Genomic DNA, 21,108 nt, shown 5'->3' with positions numbered 1-21,108 from the left:
TGTACTAGTAATAGCGTCAGGATGCGCTGTGTACGCAACGAGAGATTTGGACCAAGCCTTCGGGGATGCGGCGGTAGAGAACCGAGCTGATGCTTCCGTGACGGTTGCGAATGCTGATTTTTATCAGGATCAGGTAAAACCCATTTTAGAAAGTCGTTGTATCAGCTGTCATGCTTGTTATGACGCACCTTGCCAGATCAAGTTGACCGCTCCTCAAGGGATTGAGAGGGGGGGAAGCAAGCTCAAAGTGTACGAAGGTTCTCGTCTTTTAGCGGCATCTCCGACTCGCTTGTTTGAAGACGCGCAAACCACGGAAGAATGGCGCGGCAAAGAGTTTTATCCCATTTTAAATGAGCGTGGACAAAGTCCCGCTGCCAATCTGCAAGGCAGTGTCATGTACCGCGCCATTGCCCTGCGCAAAAGCCAAGGAGATGTTGACACAGATGTGCTTCCAGCCGATCAGTACGATTTTAGTCTAAGTCGTGATAGCCAGTGTCCTGCCATTGAAGAATACAACGATTTTGAAGCTTCTCACCCCACATGGGGGATGCCCTATGGCCTACCTGAGTTGACCAACCGAGAATACAATATTCTCACTACTTGGTTGGCGAAAGGAGCTGTCATGACGGCGCCCAAAGATGTGCCGGCTGAGATCTTGTCGCAAGTTGATAAATGGGAAACAAGATTTAACGGCGATTCCATGAAAGAGCGTCTGGTGAACCGTTACATCTATGAACACATCTACTTATACAGCTTGTACTTTGATGAACAGGCTCGCTATACCTTCAAATTAGTCCGTTCAACGACTCCCCCAGGTGAGCCCATTGAGCGAATTGCCACACGTCGTCCCTATGGTGATCCTCAGGTGGATCGCGTTTACTATCGATTGTGGTTAGACCCTGAAAGCCGAGTGCAAAAGACCTTTATTCCATTGCGTTTGGATGAAGCACGCTACCAGCGTTGGCATAACTGGTTCTACGAAACGGATTATAAGGTAACTCAAATGGCCAGCTATGCTCCGGGAGATGCAAGCAATCCATTTAAAACCTTTGCGCAAATCCCTGCCAACAGCCGTTACCGCTTCCTATTGGATCATGCTCAAAACACCATAATGTCCTTTATTAAAGGGCCTGTGTGTCGTGGTCAGGTGGCAGTGAATGTGATTAATGAGCAGTTTTGGGTGTACTTTGTAGACCCTGATTTAGACTTCCATAATATTGGTAGCCAATTTTTAGTGGAGAATTCCTCCGCATTAGCGCTACCAGCCTCCCAAAGTAGTAATGCTCTACCTATTAGCTCTTGGGTAAAATACTCTGAAAAGCAAAAAAGCTATTTGGCATCAAAAACTCAGCTCATGGAAAAAATGGTTTCTGAAGGTAAAGGGATCTCCGAAAAGCTGGTGTGGGATGGTGATGGCAAAAACCCAAATGCAGCTTTGACCGTTATGCGCCACTTTGACAATGCGACTGTTCAAAAAGGATTGGTCGGCCCTGCCCCTAAAACCGCATGGGTGATCGACTATCCGTTGCTTGAGCGAATTCATTACTTGCTGGTGGCAGGCTTTGACGTGTTTGGCAATGTGGGGCACCAGTTGATTACCCGCCTCTATATGGACTTCCTGCGCATGGAAGGGGAAATGAACTTCTTGATGCTTTTGCCTAAGTCAGAGCGCTTAGCGGTACGCCAATACTGGTATCGAGATGCTGATGATACCATCAAGGACTACATCTTTAGTGATCTCATTAAAGCAGATGTAGAAAGTAGCGTTGAATACGAAAGTACTGATTATCAGGCTGAGTTATTCGATATTTTGACTCAGCGCCTAGAGCCAGTACTGGTTCATGACAGTGATATTGATCAAGCGAACATCAGTGATGAGGCAAAAGAAGCTCTGGCGTCTGGTCACTTGCTTCAGGGGAAAGCGGTTTCCTTCTTCCCTGAGATTGCATTGTTGTTGATTGAGCGAGATGGTAAGTCTCAGGCACTAATCAGCATGGTCCATAATCGAGCCCACTCGAATATGAACAGTTTGCTGGATGAGGATTCGGCTCTTCTGCCAGATGAAGATACTTTTGTTATCACCAATGGTGTCATGGGGGATTACCCTAACGTTCTACTAAAAGTGGACGAAGAGGACGTATCTGAGTTTATGGCGGCGGTGGCAAGTATCAGCTCAGAAGCAGATTATGGTGAGTTGCTGGCTACCTATGGTGTACGCCGTACGGATTCTAAATTCTGGGAAGTCAGCGACGAGGTTGCCCGAGTGAATCAACAAATGGCACCACTGGCGAGTGGCATCTTAGATTACAATCGCTTAGAGAACCGTTAATCGAGCCTTGAGCTCACAAATGGTCGTGTAAAAAAGGAGAGCTAAGCTCTCCTTTTTTAGTCGTGTCTGGTTTACTTGGGACGATAGGGGGAGGGAGCGTTAGGATCTTGCTGAGTTTTGAAGCGGCGATGAGTCCAGAAATATTGTTCCTTCTTCGACGCGATAAAGCCTTCCATTAATTGGTTCATTAAGGTGGCTGCGGCCACCTCATCATCCGCAGGGAAATCTTTGACTTCTTCTAGTGTGAGGGAATAGCCCGTTTCCGTTCGAGCATAGTTAAAGGCCATAACTGGAGCGCCTGTCATTTTAATAATGCGCCCAACATGGGCGATGGTGGCGCATTCACGATTAAAAAATGGCGCAAATACCGAGTGTCGGCGACCGTAATCTTGATCCACTGCGTACCAAACAATGCGATTGTTTTTGAGGGACTTGATCACCTCGCGCATATTGGTGCGTTCTATGGTTTTTTCGTACACCCGATTGCGCTTGTGTTCCATGGCCCAGTTGATGACGGGGTTGCTTTGCAGCTTGTAAACAGGATGAACAGGAATGTGGCCTGCTAGCAAGGTGCCACATAGATCCAGTGACGAAAAGTGACCGCCAATTAGGATGCAGCCTTTGTTCTGTGACAAAAGCTTTTCTACCACCCCATGATCGACAAAGGTGGTTTGCTTGGCAAACATTTTTGGGGAGCGAAACCAACTGCATAGGGTTTCAAAAAAGCCAATTCCCATGCTTTGGAAGTGTTGTTTAACAAGTGTGTCCCGTTGGTCTTGGGTCCAACTAGGGTAGCAGATCTCTAAATTCACTTGCGCAATATGGCGGCGTCTGCCTGCAGCCTTATACATCAATGAGCCAAAGGATTTTCCGATCACTCGCTGACAACCCCAGGGCAGGTGGCTGATGGCCACAGCGCCTCCGAGGCCAACCCATGAAAGCCAGTGTTTTGGGTGCAATAATGGTTTTATGGAAGCGTTTAGAGAGCTTTGTTTAGCCATTCTGATACCCGTCTAATAACCAGCTCCATGCTTCTTCATTAAAGGAGAAATTAGGGTGTTTACCCTTTTCCTTGTTAAAGGAGCGTTTTAAACGATCCAGGTTTTTCTGTTGCCATGCTGGCGCAGGAATACGCTGTTGGCATTTATCAAAATCGATTAGCCAAACCTGCTTATCTAAGTCCACCATGATGTTATGACAATTTAGATCACTATGGTAAATACCGTGTTTATGAAACCGTTTGATAGTGTTGCCGATTTGTTGCCAAAGTTCTTGATCCAACTGGGTGTGCTGTAAAATGTCATAAAGATCAGATGCATCAGGAATGGTTTGAGTCAGCAACCAAGCTTCGTAAAACAAGCCTTCACGACGCACCATGCCGCCCATGGGTTTCGGTGCTGGTAGCCCTAAGTGTTGCATGTGTTCCAGTAAGGATAGCTCTAAAAACGCTCGAGTGGACTTTAGGGGTTGAGAGAAGAACCTGAAACGATTGATCTTTCCCATTAAGCCGCCCCGTCGATACTGACGAAGTACTGCTTGCGCGATCGGTGTATCTACAAACCAAACGGTGCCACGGCCTGTTGCTGTGTGTAAAAGTTTATCTGCTTGTTCCCAATGTTCCGGGTTAAACCACTCTCTTGAAACGCCCTGACAATTTGGGCTGATAAATACAATATCACTTGACGCAGTGGGGTGAATGCTTGGCATGGGGCTTATTTACAAAAAATGAATGAGATGTCTACTTTTGGGGGACATTTTACTGAGTAGGTATTTTATAATAGTTAGCGTTATTTATCAGCCCCAGAGAAGCAAATGGATCAGACTATTAGAAGTATTGCAGTAGTACGCCTGTCAGCCATCGGAGATGTGTGTCATGCCATGGCGGTGGTGGGGGCAATGCAGCGTCAGTATCCCAATGCCCGCATTGTTTGGATTACCAGTCCCCTAGAAGCCAACATCGTAAAACTGCTACCCAATGTGGACGTGCGCGTTTACAACAAGAAAAGTGGATTTAAGGGTATGCTGGCTCTGCGACGCGAGCTGGCGGGGGAATGTTTTGATGTGTTGTTGCATTTGCAGTGGTCCTTGCGGGCAAGTTTGCTGACACGCATGGTCAAAGCGGTACGTCGGATTGGTTTCCACCCTAGTGTTTCTCGGGAAAAACAACATTGGTTTGTTAACGAGCATGGCAATAAACCTAATGGCGCCCATGTGCTGGATTCGTTTTTGTCCATTACTGAAAAGCTGGGTGTCACGGAACCTTTGTTACCATTGCCTCTTAATTTGCCTGCCGCACCGGCTACTTTGCCTGAATCCTATGTGGTGCTGAATCCGAGCGCTTCCAAAGCTGAACGAAACTGGACACTTGAAGGTTATCAAGGGGTCATCGAATACCTAGTCAGTAATGGTAAGCCTGTCGTGTTAACCGGTGGAGGTAGCGCCAGTGAGATGGCCTTGGCCCAGAGCTTGGTGCAGGACGGTGTGATCAGTTTAGTAGGGCAAACAAGCCTGCCCGAGATGTTTAGCGTGTTGGCGGGCGCCCAGCTGGTGATCAGCCCTGATACAGGTCCTGCGCATATGGCGACCTTGGTGGGTACGCCAGTAATGGGGTTGTACGCTCATTCTAACCCTCGTCGTACCGGACCTTATAAGGATCTTGATAAGGTGGTGAGTGTCTATGATGAGCTGGCAGAGAAGGAATATGGTAAGCCTGTAGAAGAGTTACCTTGGGCGTCGCGAGTCCATGATCCAAGTGCTATGCAGGCGATCACTTTGGAGCAAGTGATCGCCCAGATGAAGGCGGTTATTTAAGGTTTTGCTCCGCCAGTTTTAGATCAAGAGTGGCTTTCAACAGCTTGTAAAGGTTGATGGAAGCATCAATTTCTTCTTTACGATTCGTTAAGCTCTCAATGTTTAGGCCAAGTGGAATGCCTAAAGGCAGAGCAACTTCAATAATTTGCTCTAGGGCGGAGCGACAAATTTTGATGGATTCATCCAATGGCGACTCGGCATCCAGAATGCGATGTTTGGTCGCATCGGGTACGGAAATCCCCAACCATTCCATGAACTCTAGGGTCTTTTTGCTGCCACAAGGGGTAAAGGTCAGAATCACACGTTTTGGCTCTTCGCCTTTTTCACGGCAAGCGCGGGCGTACTGGCTTAACATGTCGCCCGTAGCTTGAGGGTTGTACACCGCTTGGGAAACGAAGAACTCACACCCAGCAATAGATTTATTAATCAGGCGAAGGTGTTCATCGCCTTTCTTGGCATGACGTTCAGCGATGGTGACGCCGCCCAAGTTAAACGGGTGGGCGTTGTGTTGGAGTGTTTCATAGGCCTTGGGTAGCGGTAATACAATGTCTCCTTCAGAGGACGGCGCTCCCACAAGTACAATGTCGCGAATGCCGAATTCTTCCCAAGCCGTGTCTAGCCATTGATTGAATTCCTCTGCGCTACGGGAAGAGACGCTCTTGTAGGTAATCACAGGCTTGATTGCCAATGACTGAAGACGCTTTGACCAAGCGCGAGGGTCGTGGGTTTCCATGTAGGGGAATGGGCGTGGTTTCGAAATGCGGCTACTCTCGTCTTGAATGTCATAAACAATCAATCCGTCTACTTCGATTTGACCAAGACGGTCCAGTAGCTTTTGACCGATTTCATTCAGTTGCTCGTCACCAATACTGCTTTTTGGCGGTGTTGTGCCAATAAAGTAAACCCCACGATTTGGGTCTTTAAATTTAGTTGCTAGTTCGGTTGTCATGTTTGGGGGACTCGTTTTATTGTGATGAAGACGCACTTCATCATTAATCATATTTGTTGTGCTAAGTTTAACAGTGAACTGAATTCAAGATCTTCTATTTAGATTTGAATAATTTTGAAGTAGAAGTGAGCCGAGTTAATTCGAACGGTCGGATGGAGTGTTATGCCGAGTATAAATCTGGACCCCATCGCCTTAGATGGTGGGTATCCTCCAGTTGAAAAATGGACGCCGCCTTTTTGTGGCGACATGGATTTAATCATCAAAGCAAATGGAGATTGGGTTCATGAAGGAGGGGTGATCAAGCGTGAAAAGATGGTCACCCTGTTTAGTCGCATCTTATGGCGTGAAGGGGATGAATATTTTTTGGTGACACCCGCCGAGAAAGTACGCATCAAAGTTGAGGATGCCCCCTTTCAGATCATTCGCTATGAATGGCAAGTCAGTGATCAAGGAGATCCTGTACTGTCCTTGTTTACTCGAACCAATGACGTTCTGGCGTTGGGTGAGGATTGCGAGGTGGCATTATTTGAAGTGGAAGGCGAGCTACGTCCCTATGTGTCCGTACGTCATGGGATGTGGGCAAGCTTCCATAGAAATGTGTTTTACCAGTTGGTGAACGAAGCAGATATAAAAGCTGGCCGGTTAGAAATAGAAAGCAACGGCAAAGCACATATTCTAGGGGTGTTTGCCGAAGATTAGTGTATTTTTTGTGTTGTTACACTGGGTGGCTAGGTATAATGCGCCCTCGAAAAATTAAGTGTTATAAGGTGAAGCGATTGTTATTTTCTGAGTTTGATTTAGATAGCCGATTAATGAAGTCTTTTGGCCACTTTGGCTTTGAGCAGGCAACTGAGATTCAGGCGCGTGCGATTCCAGAGGCAATGGCAGGTAAAGATTTGTTGGCATCCTCCAAAACAGGTTCAGGAAAGACCATGGCCTACCTATTGCCAGCGATACACCGTCTGTATACCCAGAAATCGTTGTCTAAGCGTGATCCTCGTGTGTTGATATTAGTGCCCACTCGAGAGCTGGCGAAGCAGGTATTTGCTACCTTGCGTACTTTAATCGCGGGGAGTCGTTTTTCCTCTGTGTTGATTCTTGGGGGAGAGAACTTCAACGATCAGCATAAAGATTTTCAAAAAGACCCGCATTTTGTGGTGGCAACCCCAGGGCGTATGGCGGATCACCTAAAGCAACGTCATGTGTTTTTAGAAGGTCTTGAGCTGTTGATCTTAGACGAAGCCGATCGTATGTTGGATCTTGGCTTTGCTCAGGACTTGAAAGCCATCAATAGTGCTGCAAACCACCGCCGTCGTCAGACCTTATTCTTCTCCGCGACTTTAGATGACACAGAAGTGAATGACATTGCCAAAGAGATTCTACGTGAGCCAGTTAGGGTGGCGGTAGGTCAAGGTACTGACGAACATCAAGACATTGCCCAGCATGTTTATCTATGTGATCACTTGGATCACAAGCAAGCTCTGTTACAGCATTTTTTAGAGCAATTTCAAATCAAACAAGGAATCATCTTTACCGCGACTAAGCAAGATACGGTACGTATCGCTGAGTTAGTCTCTTCTTGGGGGATTGATGCACAAAGCCTTAATGGCGATATGAGCCAGTCTGCACGTTCCAAAGTCATGGAGTCTTTTTCCCGCGGTAAATTTAAAGTTCTCGTAAGTACGGATTTGGCATCACGTGGTTTGGATGTGGCGTCTGTTTCCCATGTGTTTAATTTTGATTTGCCTAAGCCTGCTGAGGAATTCGTTCACCGTACAGGTCGTACTGGGCGTGCAGGGTTTAAAGGTGAGGCTTTCTCCCTTGTTGGGCCGAAAGATTGGTTCAACTTTAAGGATATCGAGCAGTACCTGAATCGTAGCTTTAGTTTCGAAGAAGTGTCAGGGCTTGAGCCGACGTTTAAAGGGATTGCGCAAAAGCGTGCCCCGCAAAAGAAACAGTCTAATAAACCCGTTAAGAAACATAAAACGGCACCTAAGGCTAAAAAGCCATCCGCCCGTAAAAAAGTGGTATTTCATGACAACGAGCAACAAGGTTTTGAACCTTTCAAGTTGCCAACAAAGCGTAAATCTGATGATTGATCTGTCTTGTACTCGTATTTAGTTTGCAGGTCTGTCATTGACCCGTTATACAGTAAGAGTCTTGTTTAACTCTTGGAGCGTTTGCCATTAACCGATTACCGCCATTAAATTCGCTAAAATGCTTTGAGTCTGCCGCTCGCCATGGAAGTTTTAATAAGGCAGCCCAAGAGCTCAATGTCACCCCGTCTGCGATCAGTCATCAGATTAAAGGGCTGGAAAGCTTTTTGGGCTTGGAGCTGTTTCGTCGTACTCGACGCAAGGTTGTGTTAACAGAAGCGGGGGCCAAATACATTGAGCCCATTAAGCAGATCTTTCAGCAATTAGAGCAGGCTACAGCCGATTTACAGTCGGCCCAACATGCTGGCTCCTTGCGATTGGCGGTGGCTCCAGCCTTCCTCACGCGTTGGTTAATGCCTCGTATGGAGCGCTTTCAAACCCGTTACCCAGAGATTGAGATTGAAATTACCTCCTCAATGGGCTTGGTGGATTTTTCCATCGGCGATATTGATATGGCGGTGTATTTTGGTGCGGGTGATTGGGATCATGTGGAGATGAATTACCTGCGTCCGATTCGCTTGGCACCGGTTTGCTCCCCTAAAATGATTAAGCCTGATCGTCCTATTAATGAACCAGAAGACATGCGTTTCTACCCCTTATTGCACGTCAGTAAGCGTAGTGACGAATGGACCGACTGGTTGGTGCAAAATGGCTTGGATCCTAAGGTTTTTCGCCGTGGCTTAATGTTTTCCAGTGGTTCTTTAACCGCGGGTGCAGCAGGACAAGGCTTGGGTATTGCCTTGTCTGATATTAGTTTGATTACGCCTGAGCTGGAGTCTGGTCAGCTTAAAGTGTTGTTTGATAAACAGCTTGATACCAATCGTTCTTTCTACCTGGTATACGAGAAAAAGCGTGCATTAACGCCTGCAATGACTGCGTTTAAAGAGTGGATTATTGAAGAGATGAATGATGGTTAGCGCTTTGCGCTAGTCAGTCTATTTAGAGTGGCCCTTGGGTCGATTTTGACTGTGAGTATGTTTTTATGTCTTTAGCGGTAAATAGTTATTTTGATGATGCTGTAAAATCCATTGCTTTGGAAAATGCCGAAGGTACTTCTACGGTAGGCGTTATGAGTATTGGCGAGTACGAGTTTGGTACTTCTCAGCGAGAGTACATGACCGTTGTGTCTGGTAGCTTGACAGTGCTTCTTCCTGGGGAAGCAGAGTGGAAGACCTTTGCTAAAGGTGAAACTTTCATTGTAGAAGCGAACCAAAAGTTCGGTGTGAAGGTTACTGAAATTACGGCTTACCTTTGTCGTTACGAGTAAAGGGAAGGCTAAGACAAAAAAAGGAGGCTTAATCGCCTCCTTTTTTATTGCCTGTAAAGATGTGGTTGGGGCTAGCCGCCAACTACATTCACTAGCAAGGTTACCTTATCACCCGGTTGAACGTATTTCTGGCTGCCCACTTTCGGGTTCCATTTACGGATGTCGTTCACGCTTACTTTAAACTTGTTAGCCACCAAGGCTAAGGAGTCTCCTGAGCGGATGGTGTAAACCACGCGCTTGACGACGGAGCGAGTGCTCGTCGATGCACTGCTCTCTGAGTCTGGCTTGAGCCAAACCACCAGCTTTTTACCTGGGAAGAGAGGATCGCCCAACCCCATGTTGTTCCAACGGGCTAAGGTCTTGGTGTCTGTGTCATATTGTTGAGCAATGCTCCAAAGGCTGTCACCGCTTTTGACGTCGTAATTTACCTTAATTAGGTTTCTACTTGGTGCGCGGGACTGCTTGGCTAGTAGGCGCTGATGAGAGCTAAGGGTGTAGCTTTCAGAGCTCTTGCCTGCGATAGGGATCATCAGCTGTTGCCCAACACGGATGAGGGAAGATGAGATCTTGTTTACGTCCTTTAGAACTTCTACCGTTGTATTGTGATCGCGGGCAATCACCAGGAGGCTGTCGCCAGCTCGAACGGTATAGCGAGTCCAAGTCACTCGTTCATTATCCGAGATAGACGCCAGTTTGGTGCGGAAAGTTTTTGACTTGTTTACCGGGATCAGCAACTTATGTGGCCCATCTGGTGAGGTGGCCCATTGGTTGAATGCCGGGTTTAGCAGATAGATCTCGTCAATACTGATTTCAGCCATTTCCGCAGCTTGAGCAAGGTCTAGCTGACCGCCAATGTTCACTTCTTCGAAGTATGGTCGATTGGCGATGAAATGGGTTTGGTAATCGTATGCTTCTGGGTTTTTCATGATCTTAGCCAGTGCCAGTAACTTGGGTACATAGGCCCGAGTTTCTGTTGGCAAATCAAGGGACCAGAAGTCTGTGGGCTTACCGGCTTTTTTATTGCGACGGATGGCGCGCATCACTGTGCCTTCACCGGAGTTGTAGGAGGCTAGGGCATGTAGCCAATCCCCATCAAACATCTTATGAAGGCGCTGCAAGTAGGCGATGGCAGCTTGAGTTGATAGCTTGATGTCACGACGACCATCTAGCCACCAAGTTTGCTCTAGACCATAGATGTGTCCGGTAGAAGGAATGAATTGCCACGGACCTGATGCACGGCCATGGCTGTAGCCAAATGGATCAAAACCACTTTCAACTATCGGTAATAGAGCAATCTCTAAAGGCATGCCTGCCTTTTCCAGCTCATCAACAATGTAGTAAAGGTAGCGCTCTCCGCGTTTGGAAACACGGGTCAAGTAAGATGGGTGGGTGCTGTACCAACGAATCTGAGATTTTAGGCGAGGCTTGTCGATATCAAGGTTCAGTTGATAACCATCGCGGATACGATCCCATAGATCTTTTGGTGGTTGTGGAATGGCTACCACAGGTTCGGTGGGTTCTTCAGTGTCGTTTTCAATATCTTCTGCTGGAAGAACTGGGTCAACAGTATCGATGAATCCAAGTTGTTCGGTATCTGCTTCTGGGGCGCCAATGTCTTCGTTTTCGGCATCCACTTCAGCGATATCTGTAGGTTTTTGCGTAAAAGATTGGCACCCGGCTAGGATACTACTCGCTAAAAACGCGATGAGTAGGTGTTTAGTCATGCTGCTCACATTTCATTAATTTTGCCAGCATTTTAAGGGTGCTGGCCTATAGGTCAACTAAAAGCCATCTTTGGCTCGGCGTATTTGGGCAAATGCTCCCACTAAGTCGGTGGCGGGAGCTTCCTTTAGAAGTGTTGCAGCGCCCTGTATGACAGAGCCGACATCAAATCTTAGAAATGGGTTGGACTGGCGTTCTTGCTCAATGGTGGAAGGTAATGTGGGGAGTCCATTGGAGCGTAGTTCTGCTGCATTGTTATTGGCAGCAATAAGCGCCTGATTGTCAGGTTCGACCGCTAAGGCGAAGCGATAATTCGCTAGGGTATATTCGTGAGTGCCGTACACCAAGGTATGGGCAGGTAGCTCACGGATACGTGTCATTGCATTGAGCATTTGTGCCGGAGAGCCTTCAAATAGGCGACCACAGCCACCACGAAACAGCGTGTCACCGCATAATAAGAAAGGCGTTTCGTCTGACGTACCTAGGTAACAAACATGGTCTAAAGTGTGTCCAGGCGTCTCTATTACCAATAGCTCAGTGTTTTGAATTGAGATAAGGTCCCCTTCTTGAACGCTCTGGCTAACAACTTCAGGTGAGAGGGTTTTGGGGCCGTAAACAGGGCAGTGAAATTGTTCCACTAAGGCTTTCACACCACCAATATGATCTTTATGGTGGTGTGTGACGAGTATTGCTACTAGGCGGCAGTCATTGCTTTGACAATAATCTAAAACGACTGAAGCATCACCAGGGTCAACCGCCCAAAGTTGCTTTTTGGTGGCGTCGTGGTGAACCCAAATGTAGTTGTCATTGAACGCGGGTAATGGAAAAAATGTCATAAGCCTAACGTTGTGTTTAAATATGTATTGAGGCGGCGTTGAGTTAGTATTTAAACCTTCAAAAAAGTTCACGACGCCCTGTTAATAAGAGAGCATTGTATGTTGGATAACCAATCAAGACAATTATTCCAAGATTGGTATGCAACTGAGTTAGGTGAGCGCCTATTAAATGAAGAGCATGACTTCATCGAGCGCGAGCTTGATAACATGGTTGGTTACTACTTGGTCCAGCAATCACCGTTAAAACAATTGGCGTTTCATAATCACAGGATGCGAGAGACGCTTGTGCTGTCTCCTGTGCTGGAATTAGGCGCTTCTGAATCAACGGTTGTCGCAAATATGAGCGAGTTGCCATTGGAGTCAGATGGCATTGACGCAATTGTTCTGCACCATACCCTAGATCTGTCAGCGAATCCCCATCGTGATCTTCATGAGGTCGCTAGAACGTTATTGCCTAGCGGTAAGTTGATTATTGTGGGATATAACCCTGTTAGTTTCTGGGGAATACGCCGATTCTTTTCAAAGAAACTACGAGCCCCGTGGTCTGGGAGGTTTATTTCCCAAAGACGTTTAGAAGATTGGTTAAAAGTGGCTGGTTTAACTCTAGAGCATACGGAAGTGTTGGGGTATGACATGCCTATGAAGGTGGGTAAGTGGCGTGATCGATTTGCTTGGGTGAGCAAGTTGTTGAAGGCATCTAAATTGCCAGTGGGTTGCGTCTATGTGATGACCGCCACCAAACAAACTCGTCGCTACATACCATTGAAGCCTCGCTGGAATGCCACTAAGGTTCGAGTGCCGCCCTTGAAGCCAACAATTAAAGAGATGAATAAATGAAAGAAGTAACACTCTATACCGATGGTGCCTGTAAGGGGAATCCCGGCATCGGCGGTTGGGGCGCATGGTTGACCTTTGGTCAACATGAAAAGCGACTGTGTGGTGGTGAGCACGACACCACAAATAATCGAATGGAATTACTGGGTGCTATAGAGGGCTTGAGAGCCCTGAAAGAAAAATGCACTGTAGAGCTCTACACGGACTCATCCTACGTGCAAAAAGGCATCACTGAGTGGTTGGTGGGTTGGAAGCGTAAAGGTTGGAAAACCGCGTCGAAACAGCCTGTAAAAAACCAAGATCTATGGCAGGCCCTAGACGAAATGTGTCAATTTCACGATGTTCGTTGGCACTGGGTTAAGGGGCATGCGGGCATTGAAGGTAATGAAATTGCGGATCAATTGGCAAACCAAGGCATTGAAGAATTGAGGGCTCGTTCGTGAGACAAGTGGTACTGGATACAGAAACAACAGGTATCGACCCCAGACAAGGTCACCGCATCATCGAAATAGGGTGTGTTGAGGTGGTAGGGCGTAAGCTCACTAATCGACACTTCCATGTCTACATCAAACCTGACCGTGAAGTGGAAGAAGAAGCTTTCAATGTCCACGGTATCAGTAATGAGTTTTTGGCGGACAAACCAAAATTTGAAGAAGTAGCACAAGAGTTTTTGGAATTCATTAAAGGTGCTGAGTTAATCATCCATAACGCGCCATTTGACGTGGGCTTTATTGATCACGAATTCTCTATGTTAGGCAACTTCCCTAAGGTAGCAGATGTTTGCAAGGTCTTTGATAGCTTGGTGTATGCTCGTAAAAAGCACCCAGGGCAAAAGAACAGCTTGGATGCCTTGTGTAAGCGATATGGCATAGACAACTCTCACCGAGAGCTTCACGGAGCCCTATTGGACTCTGAGATCCTGGCAGACGTTTACCTACTGATGACGGGTGGACAGATCAGTATGGGAGGCTTAGGCAGCGATGGCAGTGGTGATGGGGAAGATGAAACCTTAGCGATTCGTCGTTTGTCAGCGGATCGTCCAAGACTGCCTGTGATTAAGGCGTCAGAGGATGAGCTATCACAGCATGAAGCACGGTTAGATATTATTGATAAAAAGTCTGGTCTATCCCTGTGGCGAAAGCTAGAAAACCCGGAACTAGCTGCTTCGGAAAATTAATATCACCTACCATTTAAACGTCAAAAAGCCTGCAAATGCAGGCTTTTTTGTGGCCGTAATTGAGTGATATTAAGTTAAGAATACCACTGCGATGCCCCCTACGGTTGTTAAGACAATAGTGTAAGGCAACGCCATCCAAACCATCTTGCCATAGGACAAACGCAGTAGTGGCGCTATGGCTGAAGTGAGTAAGAATAGGAATGCCGCCTGTCCATTTGGTGTGGCAACACTCGGCAAGTTCGTCCCTGTGTTTACGGCTATAGCAAGCAAATTAAAATGTTCGCGCGTAATCACGCCACTGTCTAAAGCGGCTTTAATTTCAGAGATGTACACGGTGGCGACAAATACGTTGTCACTGATGGCAGACAATACACCATTGGCCAAGAAAAACATGATGGGCTGAATGCTCGTGGGCAAATGCAGCACAGCATCAATAAATGGCTGAAATAAATGCTGCTCATGGATCACAGAGACGATACTGAAAAACACTACTAATAAGGCAGTGAAGGGCAGGGCTTCTTCAAAGGCATGGCCAATACGATGCTCTTCGGTAATACCATTCATGGAGGTGAGTAGTACGATAATCATCAATCCAACTAAGCCGACTTCGGCTACGTGGAAAGCCAGTGATAGCACTAGGATGACAGCCACCAGCCCTTGAACAATTAATTGAGCCTTGTGTTTATTAGTGCTCTTTTTGGATTCTTCGTCTGCATAGTTTTTAAGAATATTGCGAACGTTGTCAGGCAGTTTTTCACCGTAGTCAAACAGCTTGAATTTTTCTAGCACTATGACAGTAAGCAATCCCATGGCAAAGACTGGCATGGAAACTGGCGCCATACGTAAGAAGAATTCAATGAAGTCCCACCCCGCTACATGGGCGATTAATAGATTTTGAGGTTCGCCTACCAAGGTACATACGCCACCTAATGCCGTACCTACGGCACCATGCATGAGTAAACTACGCAGAAATGCGCGAAACTGTGCCAAATCCTTTTGGTTAACGGGCAAAATGGAATCGTCACCGCTGTGGTCATGGGAGCTGCTGTTTGATTGGTCGGAAGCGACCTTGTGGTACACAGAGTAGAATCCCACACTGACACTGATTAGAACGGCTGTTACGGTTAATGCGTCCAAAAAGGCTGACAGTAAAGCTGCCGCAAAGCTGAATACCAAGGAAATCAGAGTCTTGGAGCGGATGCGAATGAGTAGTCGGTTGAAGATAAACAGCAACATGTCTTTCATAAAGTAGATGCCGGCTACCATGAACATTAGCAGCAGTATGACTTCTATATTAGCTTCCACCTCGTGATACACACCATTGCTTGTGGTCAGGCCTAGGAGTACTGCTTCAATAGCCAATAGGCCGCCTGGTTGTAACGGATAGCATTTAAGTGCCATGGCCAAGGTGAAAATAAACTCAACAATCAATAGCCAGCCAGTGACAAAAGGCCCTAAAGACATCAGGATAATGGGGTTTAGGATAAGAAACGCAATGATGGTTTGTTTATACCAAAGGGGAGATGCGCCGAGAAAATTGTTCCCAAAGGCTTGGGACAATGTTGCCTTCATTTATGTCGCTCCTTTTGCTGACTATTTTTAGAATGCGCAAATAGTAAGCAAATGGTCGTTTTTGTTCTACCGATAATTTGCGCATTAATGATAAAGCATTGTGATTTCGAGCAATGTCCTTATAAATAACCTCAAAATACATCTCGAGCTTAATGTGACCTTAGGAGTACATGTTGGAATTTTTAGCAGATTATGCGGGTTTTCTGATCCGCTTACTGAGTATCGCACTGATTGTGTTATTGATCGTTGCAGTGGTAGCAGGAAATAAAGGCAAGCAGCGCAAAGGTAATCTTTCAGTAGTGAAACTCAACGAAGGCTACAAGGCTATGAAAGAGGAGCTACGTAAGCAGCTTCACGACAAGAAGGCGCTAAAGAAAGAGCAGAAGGCTCTCAAAAAAGAGCAGAAAGCGAAAGCGAAAGAGAAAAGCAAGGAGACGTCTGAAGCACCAGCAAAGCGAGTTTATGTATTGGATTTTGATGGAGACATCAAAGCGTCTGCTGTGAGTTCTTTGCGTGAAGAGGTGAGTGCTATTTTGAGTGTTGCCACCCAGCAAGACGAAGTGGTTGTGCGACTTGAAAGTCCTGGTGGTGTCGTTCACGGCTATGGTTTGGCAGCGTCTCAGTTGCAGCGTATTCGAGATAAGGGTATTCCTTTGACCGTTACAGTAGATAAAGTCGCAGCCAGTGGCGGATACATGATGGCCTGTGTGGCGGATAAAATCGTCGCGGCTCCGTTTGCGATTTTGGGCTCCATTGGTGTGGTGGCACAGGTGCCGAACATCCACCGTTTGCTGGATAAAAGCAATATTGACGTAGAGCTGCATACGGCAGGGAAGTACAAGCGTACTCTGACCATGTTAGGTGAGAATACCGACGAAGGTCGTGAGAAGTTTAAACAGGATTTGGAAGATACCCATGAGTTGTTTAAGCGTTTTGTATCGGGTAACCGTCCGGTCTTAGAAATGGATTCTATTGCAACAGGTGAAACCTGGTATGGCTCAGAAGCGTTGGAAAACCATCTTGCGGATGAGGTGATGACAAGTGATGCTTACCTTGAACAATTCTATGCTGACACGGATGTGTTGCATGTGTCTTATCGTGAGCCTAAGCCCTTAACAGAACGTTTTGGGATGAGTGTATTGTCTGCTGTAGAAACCAAGGCGATAGGCTGGTTGACGAAGATTCTCAATACCAAAGGTTATTAAGCCTCTAAGCTTGATGACTAATCATAAAAAATCCCCGGCATGCCGGGGATTTTTTATTGCCACCTAAGGTTAATTTGGTGTGTCCATGAACTGCTCCATTGAAACCCGCTCCATAGCGTCTTCTAGCTCCAATGGCTCAAAGTAAATCAGAGTGCCAATGGTTGGGTGATCAATGTAATTAAGTTTTTTGCTAGGCGTTTTGTTTAAGAAGTTGAGCTTCAATACCATGGCAGGTTCTATGTGTTTTTGAACCATGGTTTCTGGAGCTTGAGTTTGTTCTAGGGTGACCCGTGGACCGTCTGTGGTGATTGCTGGTTGATTTTCCTTTGTTTTTACAGTGGTGAACGTATCAAACAAGTAGTGCTCATAGGATAAATCGCTTTCAAGGTAGCGGTTAAGCGTGAAATCCACATGAGCAACGAACTCGGCATAACCATCAATCACGGTTTCACTATGAAACTCTCTTGATAATGTAGCGCCTGTTTCTGGGAAAATTAAGGTCCAACGCTCGTTGCTTAGAAGTTGTGTGCGACGCTTGAAAGTGTTTAAAAACTCATCGAATGGCGCCTTGAGTGGCTCAATATCTGCGGCAAAACTTGTTTCTGTGCTCGCTGTGTTGGTTTCTTGCCCTGATTCGAATACAGGTATCCCTGCTAGGCTCAGCACGTTTTCGTAATCGATGCGCTCAGAGCTCATGTTCTCCGGCCAAAGAAATGTCATGACATAGGCTTCGTAAGCACGAGCTTTATCCGGATCGATGGAATCTAAATCGACAGCATTAGCGGGTAAAGAGAGGCTGCCTAGCAGCAGTCCTGCTGCTAAATATGAAAAGGCTTTCAATGTAATTGTTCCAATGTTTTGAGTGTTTGGGTGAATCGTTCATCTGCATTTGGCATGTTAACAATAAAACGCAGTGTATCCGAGCCAGATAATTTAAAACGATCAGGTTTTGTTTGAATGAGTGTGATCAGCTTCATAGGGTCCACTGGCGTGTTGGACTTGAAGAAAATTTTGCCTTCATTCTGATTGGCTTCGATCTTATTGATACCAAGTTGTTCCGCTTTAAATTTCAAAGCAGTTTGACGGAATAAGTTTTTGGTAGCGTCAGGCAATAGGCCAAAGCGGTCAATCATCTCCACTTGAAGTTCTTTTAATTCGCTATCATTGGCAGCACTTGCTATGCGCTTATAGAGGATCAAACGTGTGTGAACATCCCCCAAATAGTCCTCAGGTATTAAAGCCGGGACTCGCAGGTTGATCTCAGTTTGAGCTGGTGAGGAGATGTCTACATCAGGGGATTCCCCATTTTTAAGGGATTTAACAGCCCGATCTAGCATATCCATAAACAAAGAGAAGCCTACGTGCTCGATGTGACCACTTTGGCCTTCTCCTAATAGCTCACCCGTACCGCGAATTTCTAAGTCGTGGGTGGCAAGGGTGAAGCCTGCACCAAGAGTGTCTGCCATGGAAATAGCATCCAGTCGTTTTTCTGCGTCCGGGGTAATCTTACGATCATCTGGGGTTAGCAAGTAGGCGTAAGCTTGATGGTGTGAACGTCCCACACGACCCCGCAATTGGTGTAATTGCGCCAGGCCAAACTTATCGGCCCGTTCAATAATGATGGTGTTGGCGTTAGGGACGTCTATCCCCGTTTCTATAATGGTTGAACACACTAGGACATTGGCGCGTTTATGATAGAAGTCTGACATGACTTGCTCTAGCTCGCGCTCACGCATTTGCCCGTGGCCAACGATTACGCGGGCTTCCGGTACCAATTCTTTAAGGGATTCAGCGGTTTTGTCGATGGTCTGAACTTCGTTATGAAGAAAGTATACCTGGCCACCACGATACAGCTCTCGCAAAATGGCTTCCCGAATCTGATGGCTGTCACGTTTTTTAATAAAGGTCTTAACTGACAGGCGTTTTGCCGGAGGTGTGGCAATGATCGATAGATCTCGAATGCCGCTCAGTGACATATTTAATGTCCGTGGAATCGGCGTTGCGGTCAATGTCAGTATGTCCACCTCGGCACGCAGTGCTTTAAATTGATCTTTTTGTTTCACACCAAAACGGTGTTCTTCATCAATGATCACCAAACCAAGATTGGCGAAATTGATGTCCCCTTGGATCAGTTTGTGGGTGCCGACGACAATGTCTGCTTTGCCTTCCTCGATGCGTTGTACGGCAGCGGTGGTCTGTTTTCCTGAGCGGAAGCGAGAAAGTAACTCCACTTGAACTGGCCAATCCGCAAAACGATCACAGAAGTTATCATAATGCTGCTGGGCGAGTAGGGTAGTTGGGACAAGTACCGCCACCTGTTTTCCCCCTTGTACGGCTAAGAAGGCCGCGCGCATGGCCACTTCAGTTTTACCAAACCCCACATCACCACAGACCAATCTGTCCATGGCCTTTGGCGCTGACATATCACGAACAACTGCATCAATGGCCAGTTGTTGATCTGGTGTTTCTTCAAATGGAAAGCCCGCGGAGAACTGTCGGTAAGCTTCGTCTGGTTTGTCGAAAGCGTGGCCTGATTTGGATTCCCGCTTAGCGTAGATCTCTAGTAGCTCAGCCGCCGTGTCCCGTGCCTTTTCGGCAGCCCGTTGTTTCGCAACGCTCCACTTTTCAGTGCCAAGTTTGTGTAGCGGTGCGTGTTCCTCGTCTGACCCAGCGTAGCGTGAGATAAGCTGTAGTGAGGAGACCGGCACATAAAGCTTGGCGTCGTTGGCATACCCTAAGGTCAGTAGCTCGGTTTCTTGGCCATCGATAGAGAGATTGGTCAATCCTAAATAGCGTCCTACCCCGTGGTCTATATGTACCACTGGAGCGCCGACTCTAAGCTCTGTCAGGTTGCGGATGATGGCGTCTTCATCGATGCTGGAGGCCTTGCGGCGACGGCTCTGGGTGACTCGTTCACCTAATAGATCACTTTCGGCAATCAAGGCCAGATTACTGTCGTCTACAAAGCCATTGGAAAGCATGCCGTCTGTGATGGCGAGACTGGGTTGTTCGGTTAAAAACTGAGACCAGCTTTCTAATACTTTGGGCTTGATCTTCGCGCTTGATAAGAGATCCAGTAATGCCTCTCGGCGGCCTGCGGACTCAGCCACGATTAGGGTGGGTATGTTGGCTTGATTTAAGAAGTCACTCAGCTTATCGAAAGCGGCTGATCCTTGTTGTTCCGCAGCCAGTGGTGGTAAGGCTAGATGACTTGCGTCCCCTGGGATGTCATTAAACTGAATGCCTGGGTGTTGTTTTAAATGTCCGAAAAATTCGTCTTCACTTAGGCAAAGCTCCTCTGGCTTGAGTATGGGTTTTTGAATGTCATAGGCCAGAGATTCATGACGGGTTTTATAATCAAGCAGCGTGGCGCCCACGTAGGCATTAATTTGCTCGTTGCGGAGAATCAGGGTTTGATCCGTTAGATAGTCAAACAGGGTGGCGGTGTGTTCAAAAAATAACGGAAGGTAATACTCGATACCCCCTGGAATAATGCCTTCTGTGACGTCTTGGTAGATAGGGCTGCTTAGTGGATCAATATCAAAGCGCTCTCTAAATCGCTTACGGAAATGAGTGATGCCATTTTTAGTGGTTGAGATCTCCCGTGCAGGGAGGATTTTGATCTGATTGACCTTTTCTATGGTGCGCTGGCTGTCCACATCAAACCAACGAATGGATTCCACCTCATTATCAAACCACTCTACCCGAATAGGGTTCTCAACACCCATAGGGAAAATATCCATGATGGCGCCACGTACGGCGAATTCACCATGTGTGTTGACGGTTTCGACGTTTAAATAGCCTCCATTCGTAAGGCGGTCTATTAAGGTTTTTTGTTCTAGGATTTGATCAACGGTCAAATCGAAACGTTGGGCATCGATGTGCTCTAAAGGGCAGATGCGCGTTAGGGCTGAAGCTGTGGTGGTAAGAATGATGCCAGACTTGAGATCACGGATTTTCGCTAAGGTATCGAGGCGGTCCGAGATGATGTCTTGATGAGGAGAAAAACTGTCATAAGGGAGAGTTTCCCAATCTGAGAAACGCAAAACAGGTAAGTCTTGATGGTTAAAAAACCTCAGATTCTCTTCAAGAGTGATTAGCTCAGTGGCGCTAGCAGCCATGTATAACATAGGGCGCTGATGTTGACCTGCCATGTCCATGATGAGCTTGGCCTTGTGACTAAGATTAAGGCTCTCTAGATGGTTCTTAAATCCGGCAGAAAAGTTAAGTCGGTCAGTAGATGTTGTCAT

The 21,108-nt window shown here is 46.8% G+C and carries 18 protein-coding genes; 10 read left to right on the top strand and 8 right to left on the bottom strand.

What is annotated here, in order from left to right:
• The first annotated feature begins 28 nt into the window (after window positions 1-28).
• Window positions 29-2,329, top strand: coding sequence for a fatty acid cis/trans isomerase (locus ACZ5DR_RS16715; RefSeq protein WP_377365542.1), 2,301 nt, complete (start codon window positions 29-31; stop codon window positions 2,327-2,329).
• A 71-nt stretch (window positions 2,330-2,400) separates the two neighbouring features.
• On the opposite strand, the gene ACZ5DR_RS16710 is transcribed toward ACZ5DR_RS16715, so the two are convergent.
• Together ACZ5DR_RS16710 and ACZ5DR_RS16705 are read right to left on the bottom strand one after the other, a co-directional pair.
• Window positions 2,401-3,330: an LpxL/LpxP family acyltransferase gene (locus ACZ5DR_RS16710; RefSeq protein WP_377365544.1), complete on the bottom strand. Its 930-nt coding sequence runs from the start codon at window positions 3,328-3,330 to the stop codon at window positions 2,401-2,403.
• Entirely contained in the window at window positions 3,323-4,036 is a 714-nt protein-coding gene (locus ACZ5DR_RS16705; RefSeq protein WP_377365546.1) for a 3-deoxy-D-manno-octulosonic acid kinase, read from the bottom strand. The genes ACZ5DR_RS16710 and ACZ5DR_RS16705 overlap by 8 nt, the downstream gene beginning before the upstream one ends.
• A gap of 105 nt (window positions 4,037-4,141) precedes the next feature.
• On the opposite strand from ACZ5DR_RS16705, the gene ACZ5DR_RS16700 reads away from it, so the two are divergent.
• Window positions 4,142-5,140, top strand: coding sequence for a glycosyltransferase family 9 protein (locus ACZ5DR_RS16700; protein WP_377365547.1), 999 nt, complete (start codon window positions 4,142-4,144; stop codon window positions 5,138-5,140).
• Here the strand turns inward: ACZ5DR_RS16700 and ACZ5DR_RS16695 are convergent.
• Window positions 5,133-6,089: a methylenetetrahydrofolate reductase gene (locus ACZ5DR_RS16695; RefSeq protein ID WP_377365549.1), complete on the bottom strand. Its 957-nt coding sequence runs from the start codon at window positions 6,087-6,089 to the stop codon at window positions 5,133-5,135. The genes ACZ5DR_RS16700 and ACZ5DR_RS16695 overlap by 8 nt on opposite strands.
• 162 nt (window positions 6,090-6,251) lie before the next feature.
• Here ACZ5DR_RS16695 and ACZ5DR_RS16690 point away from each other — a divergent pair, with 162 nt between their 5' ends.
• From ACZ5DR_RS16690 to ppnP, 4 genes are all read left to right on the top strand, one after another.
• Window positions 6,252-6,788, top strand: coding sequence for a DUF1285 domain-containing protein (locus ACZ5DR_RS16690; protein ID WP_377365550.1), 537 nt, complete (start codon window positions 6,252-6,254; stop codon window positions 6,786-6,788).
• Window positions 6,789-6,856: 68 nt separating this feature from the next.
• Window positions 6,857-8,188 carry a DEAD/DEAH box helicase gene (locus tag ACZ5DR_RS16685; protein ID WP_377365552.1) on the top strand — a complete coding sequence of 444 codons (1,332 nt, stop codon included), beginning with the start codon at window positions 6,857-6,859 and terminating at the stop codon, window positions 8,186-8,188.
• Between the two features lie 86 nt (window positions 8,189-8,274).
• Window positions 8,275-9,162 carry a transcriptional regulator GcvA gene (gcvA, locus tag ACZ5DR_RS16680; RefSeq protein WP_377365703.1) on the top strand — a complete coding sequence of 296 codons (888 nt, stop codon included), beginning with the start codon at window positions 8,275-8,277 and terminating at the stop codon, window positions 9,160-9,162.
• A 65-nt stretch (window positions 9,163-9,227) separates the two neighbouring features.
• The gene (ppnP, locus tag ACZ5DR_RS16675; protein WP_377365554.1) at window positions 9,228-9,512 is read left to right on the top strand and encodes a pyrimidine/purine nucleoside phosphorylase; all 285 of its coding nucleotides are present in this window, start codon (window positions 9,228-9,230) and stop codon (window positions 9,510-9,512) included.
• A gap of 71 nt (window positions 9,513-9,583) precedes the next feature.
• Here the strand turns inward: ppnP and ACZ5DR_RS16670 are convergent, their stop codons facing one another.
• Both ACZ5DR_RS16670 and gloB read right to left on the bottom strand, forming a co-directional pair.
• Window positions 9,584-11,236: a lytic transglycosylase gene (locus ACZ5DR_RS16670; RefSeq protein WP_377365555.1), complete on the bottom strand. Its 1,653-nt coding sequence runs from the start codon at window positions 11,234-11,236 to the stop codon at window positions 9,584-9,586.
• Between the two features lie 57 nt (window positions 11,237-11,293).
• On the bottom strand, window positions 11,294-12,070 hold the full coding sequence (gene gloB, locus ACZ5DR_RS16665; protein ID WP_377365557.1) for a hydroxyacylglutathione hydrolase: 777 nt from the start codon (window positions 12,068-12,070) through the stop codon (window positions 11,294-11,296).
• Between the two features lie 99 nt (window positions 12,071-12,169).
• Here gloB and ACZ5DR_RS16660 point away from each other — a divergent pair, with 99 nt between their 5' ends.
• The 3 genes from ACZ5DR_RS16660 to dnaQ are packed head-to-tail and all read left to right on the top strand — an operon-like array spanning window position 12,170 to window position 14,081.
• A complete protein-coding gene (locus tag ACZ5DR_RS16660; RefSeq protein ID WP_377365559.1) occupies window positions 12,170-12,907 on the top strand; it encodes a class I SAM-dependent methyltransferase in 738 nt (245 codons plus the stop codon).
• On the top strand, window positions 12,904-13,347 hold the full coding sequence (gene rnhA / locus ACZ5DR_RS16655; RefSeq protein ID WP_377365561.1) for a ribonuclease HI: 444 nt from the start codon (window positions 12,904-12,906) through the stop codon (window positions 13,345-13,347). The genes ACZ5DR_RS16660 and rnhA overlap by 4 nt, the downstream gene beginning before the upstream one ends.
• Entirely contained in the window at window positions 13,344-14,081 is a 738-nt protein-coding gene (gene dnaQ, locus ACZ5DR_RS16650; protein WP_377365563.1) for a DNA polymerase III subunit epsilon, read from the top strand. Before rnhA ends, dnaQ begins: the two co-directional genes overlap by 4 nt.
• Before the next feature lie 69 nt (window positions 14,082-14,150).
• On the opposite strand, the gene nhaB is transcribed toward dnaQ, so the two are convergent.
• A complete protein-coding gene (gene nhaB, locus ACZ5DR_RS16645; RefSeq protein WP_377365565.1) occupies window positions 14,151-15,653 on the bottom strand; it encodes a sodium/proton antiporter NhaB in 1,503 nt (500 codons plus the stop codon).
• A 170-nt stretch (window positions 15,654-15,823) separates the two neighbouring features.
• Here nhaB and sohB point away from each other — a divergent pair, with 170 nt between their 5' ends.
• Window positions 15,824-16,858, top strand: coding sequence for a protease SohB (gene sohB / locus ACZ5DR_RS16640; RefSeq protein WP_377365567.1), 1,035 nt, complete (start codon window positions 15,824-15,826; stop codon window positions 16,856-16,858).
• Between the two features lie 69 nt (window positions 16,859-16,927).
• Here the strand turns inward: sohB and ACZ5DR_RS16635 are convergent, their stop codons facing one another.
• On the bottom strand, window positions 16,928-17,698 hold the full coding sequence (locus tag ACZ5DR_RS16635; RefSeq protein WP_377365568.1) for a hypothetical protein: 771 nt from the start codon (window positions 17,696-17,698) through the stop codon (window positions 16,928-16,930).
• On the bottom strand, window positions 17,695-21,108 hold the full coding sequence (gene mfd, locus ACZ5DR_RS16630) for a transcription-repair coupling factor (RefSeq protein WP_377365570.1): 3,414 nt from the start codon (window positions 21,106-21,108) through the stop codon (window positions 17,695-17,697). Before mfd ends, ACZ5DR_RS16635 begins: the two co-directional genes overlap by 4 nt.

The organism is Marinomonas vaga, assembly GCF_055388305.1.
Note: the sequence above shows the minus strand (reverse complement) of the source record. Positions and strands in the feature narration are given on the sequence as shown.

What these genes read in the sequence shown, in the direction of transcription:
- ACZ5DR_RS16710 (WP_377365544.1), bottom strand. Translation starts at nt 3,330, where the DNA reads ATGGCTAAACAAAGCTCTCTAAACGCTTCCATAAAACCATTATTGCAC.
- gloB (WP_377365557.1), bottom strand. Translation starts at nt 12,070, where the DNA reads ATGACATTTTTTCCATTACCCGCGTTCAATGACAACTACATTTGGGTT.
- ACZ5DR_RS16690 (WP_377365550.1), top strand. Translation starts at nt 6,252, where the DNA reads ATGCCGAGTATAAATCTGGACCCCATCGCCTTAGATGGTGGGTATCCT.
- sohB (WP_377365567.1), top strand. Translation starts at nt 15,824, where the DNA reads ATGTTGGAATTTTTAGCAGATTATGCGGGTTTTCTGATCCGCTTACTG.
- ACZ5DR_RS16670 (WP_377365555.1), bottom strand. Translation starts at nt 11,236, where the DNA reads ATGACTAAACACCTACTCATCGCGTTTTTAGCGAGTAGTATCCTAGCC.
- nhaB (WP_377365565.1), bottom strand. Translation starts at nt 15,653, where the DNA reads ATGAAGGCAACATTGTCCCAAGCCTTTGGGAACAATTTTCTCGGCGCA.
- ACZ5DR_RS16705 (WP_377365546.1), bottom strand. Translation starts at nt 4,036, where the DNA reads ATGCCAAGCATTCACCCCACTGCGTCAAGTGATATTGTATTTATCAGC.
- ACZ5DR_RS16660 (WP_377365559.1), top strand. Translation starts at nt 12,170, where the DNA reads ATGTTGGATAACCAATCAAGACAATTATTCCAAGATTGGTATGCAACT.
- rnhA (WP_377365561.1), top strand. Translation starts at nt 12,904, where the DNA reads ATGAAAGAAGTAACACTCTATACCGATGGTGCCTGTAAGGGGAATCCC.
- ACZ5DR_RS16700 (WP_377365547.1), top strand. Translation starts at nt 4,142, where the DNA reads ATGGATCAGACTATTAGAAGTATTGCAGTAGTACGCCTGTCAGCCATC.
- ppnP (WP_377365554.1), top strand. Translation starts at nt 9,228, where the DNA reads ATGTCTTTAGCGGTAAATAGTTATTTTGATGATGCTGTAAAATCCATT.
- mfd (WP_377365570.1), bottom strand. Translation starts at nt 21,108, where the DNA reads ATGACAACATCTACTGACCGACTTAACTTTTCTGCCGGATTTAAGAAC.
- ACZ5DR_RS16695 (WP_377365549.1), bottom strand. Translation starts at nt 6,089, where the DNA reads ATGACAACCGAACTAGCAACTAAATTTAAAGACCCAAATCGTGGGGTT.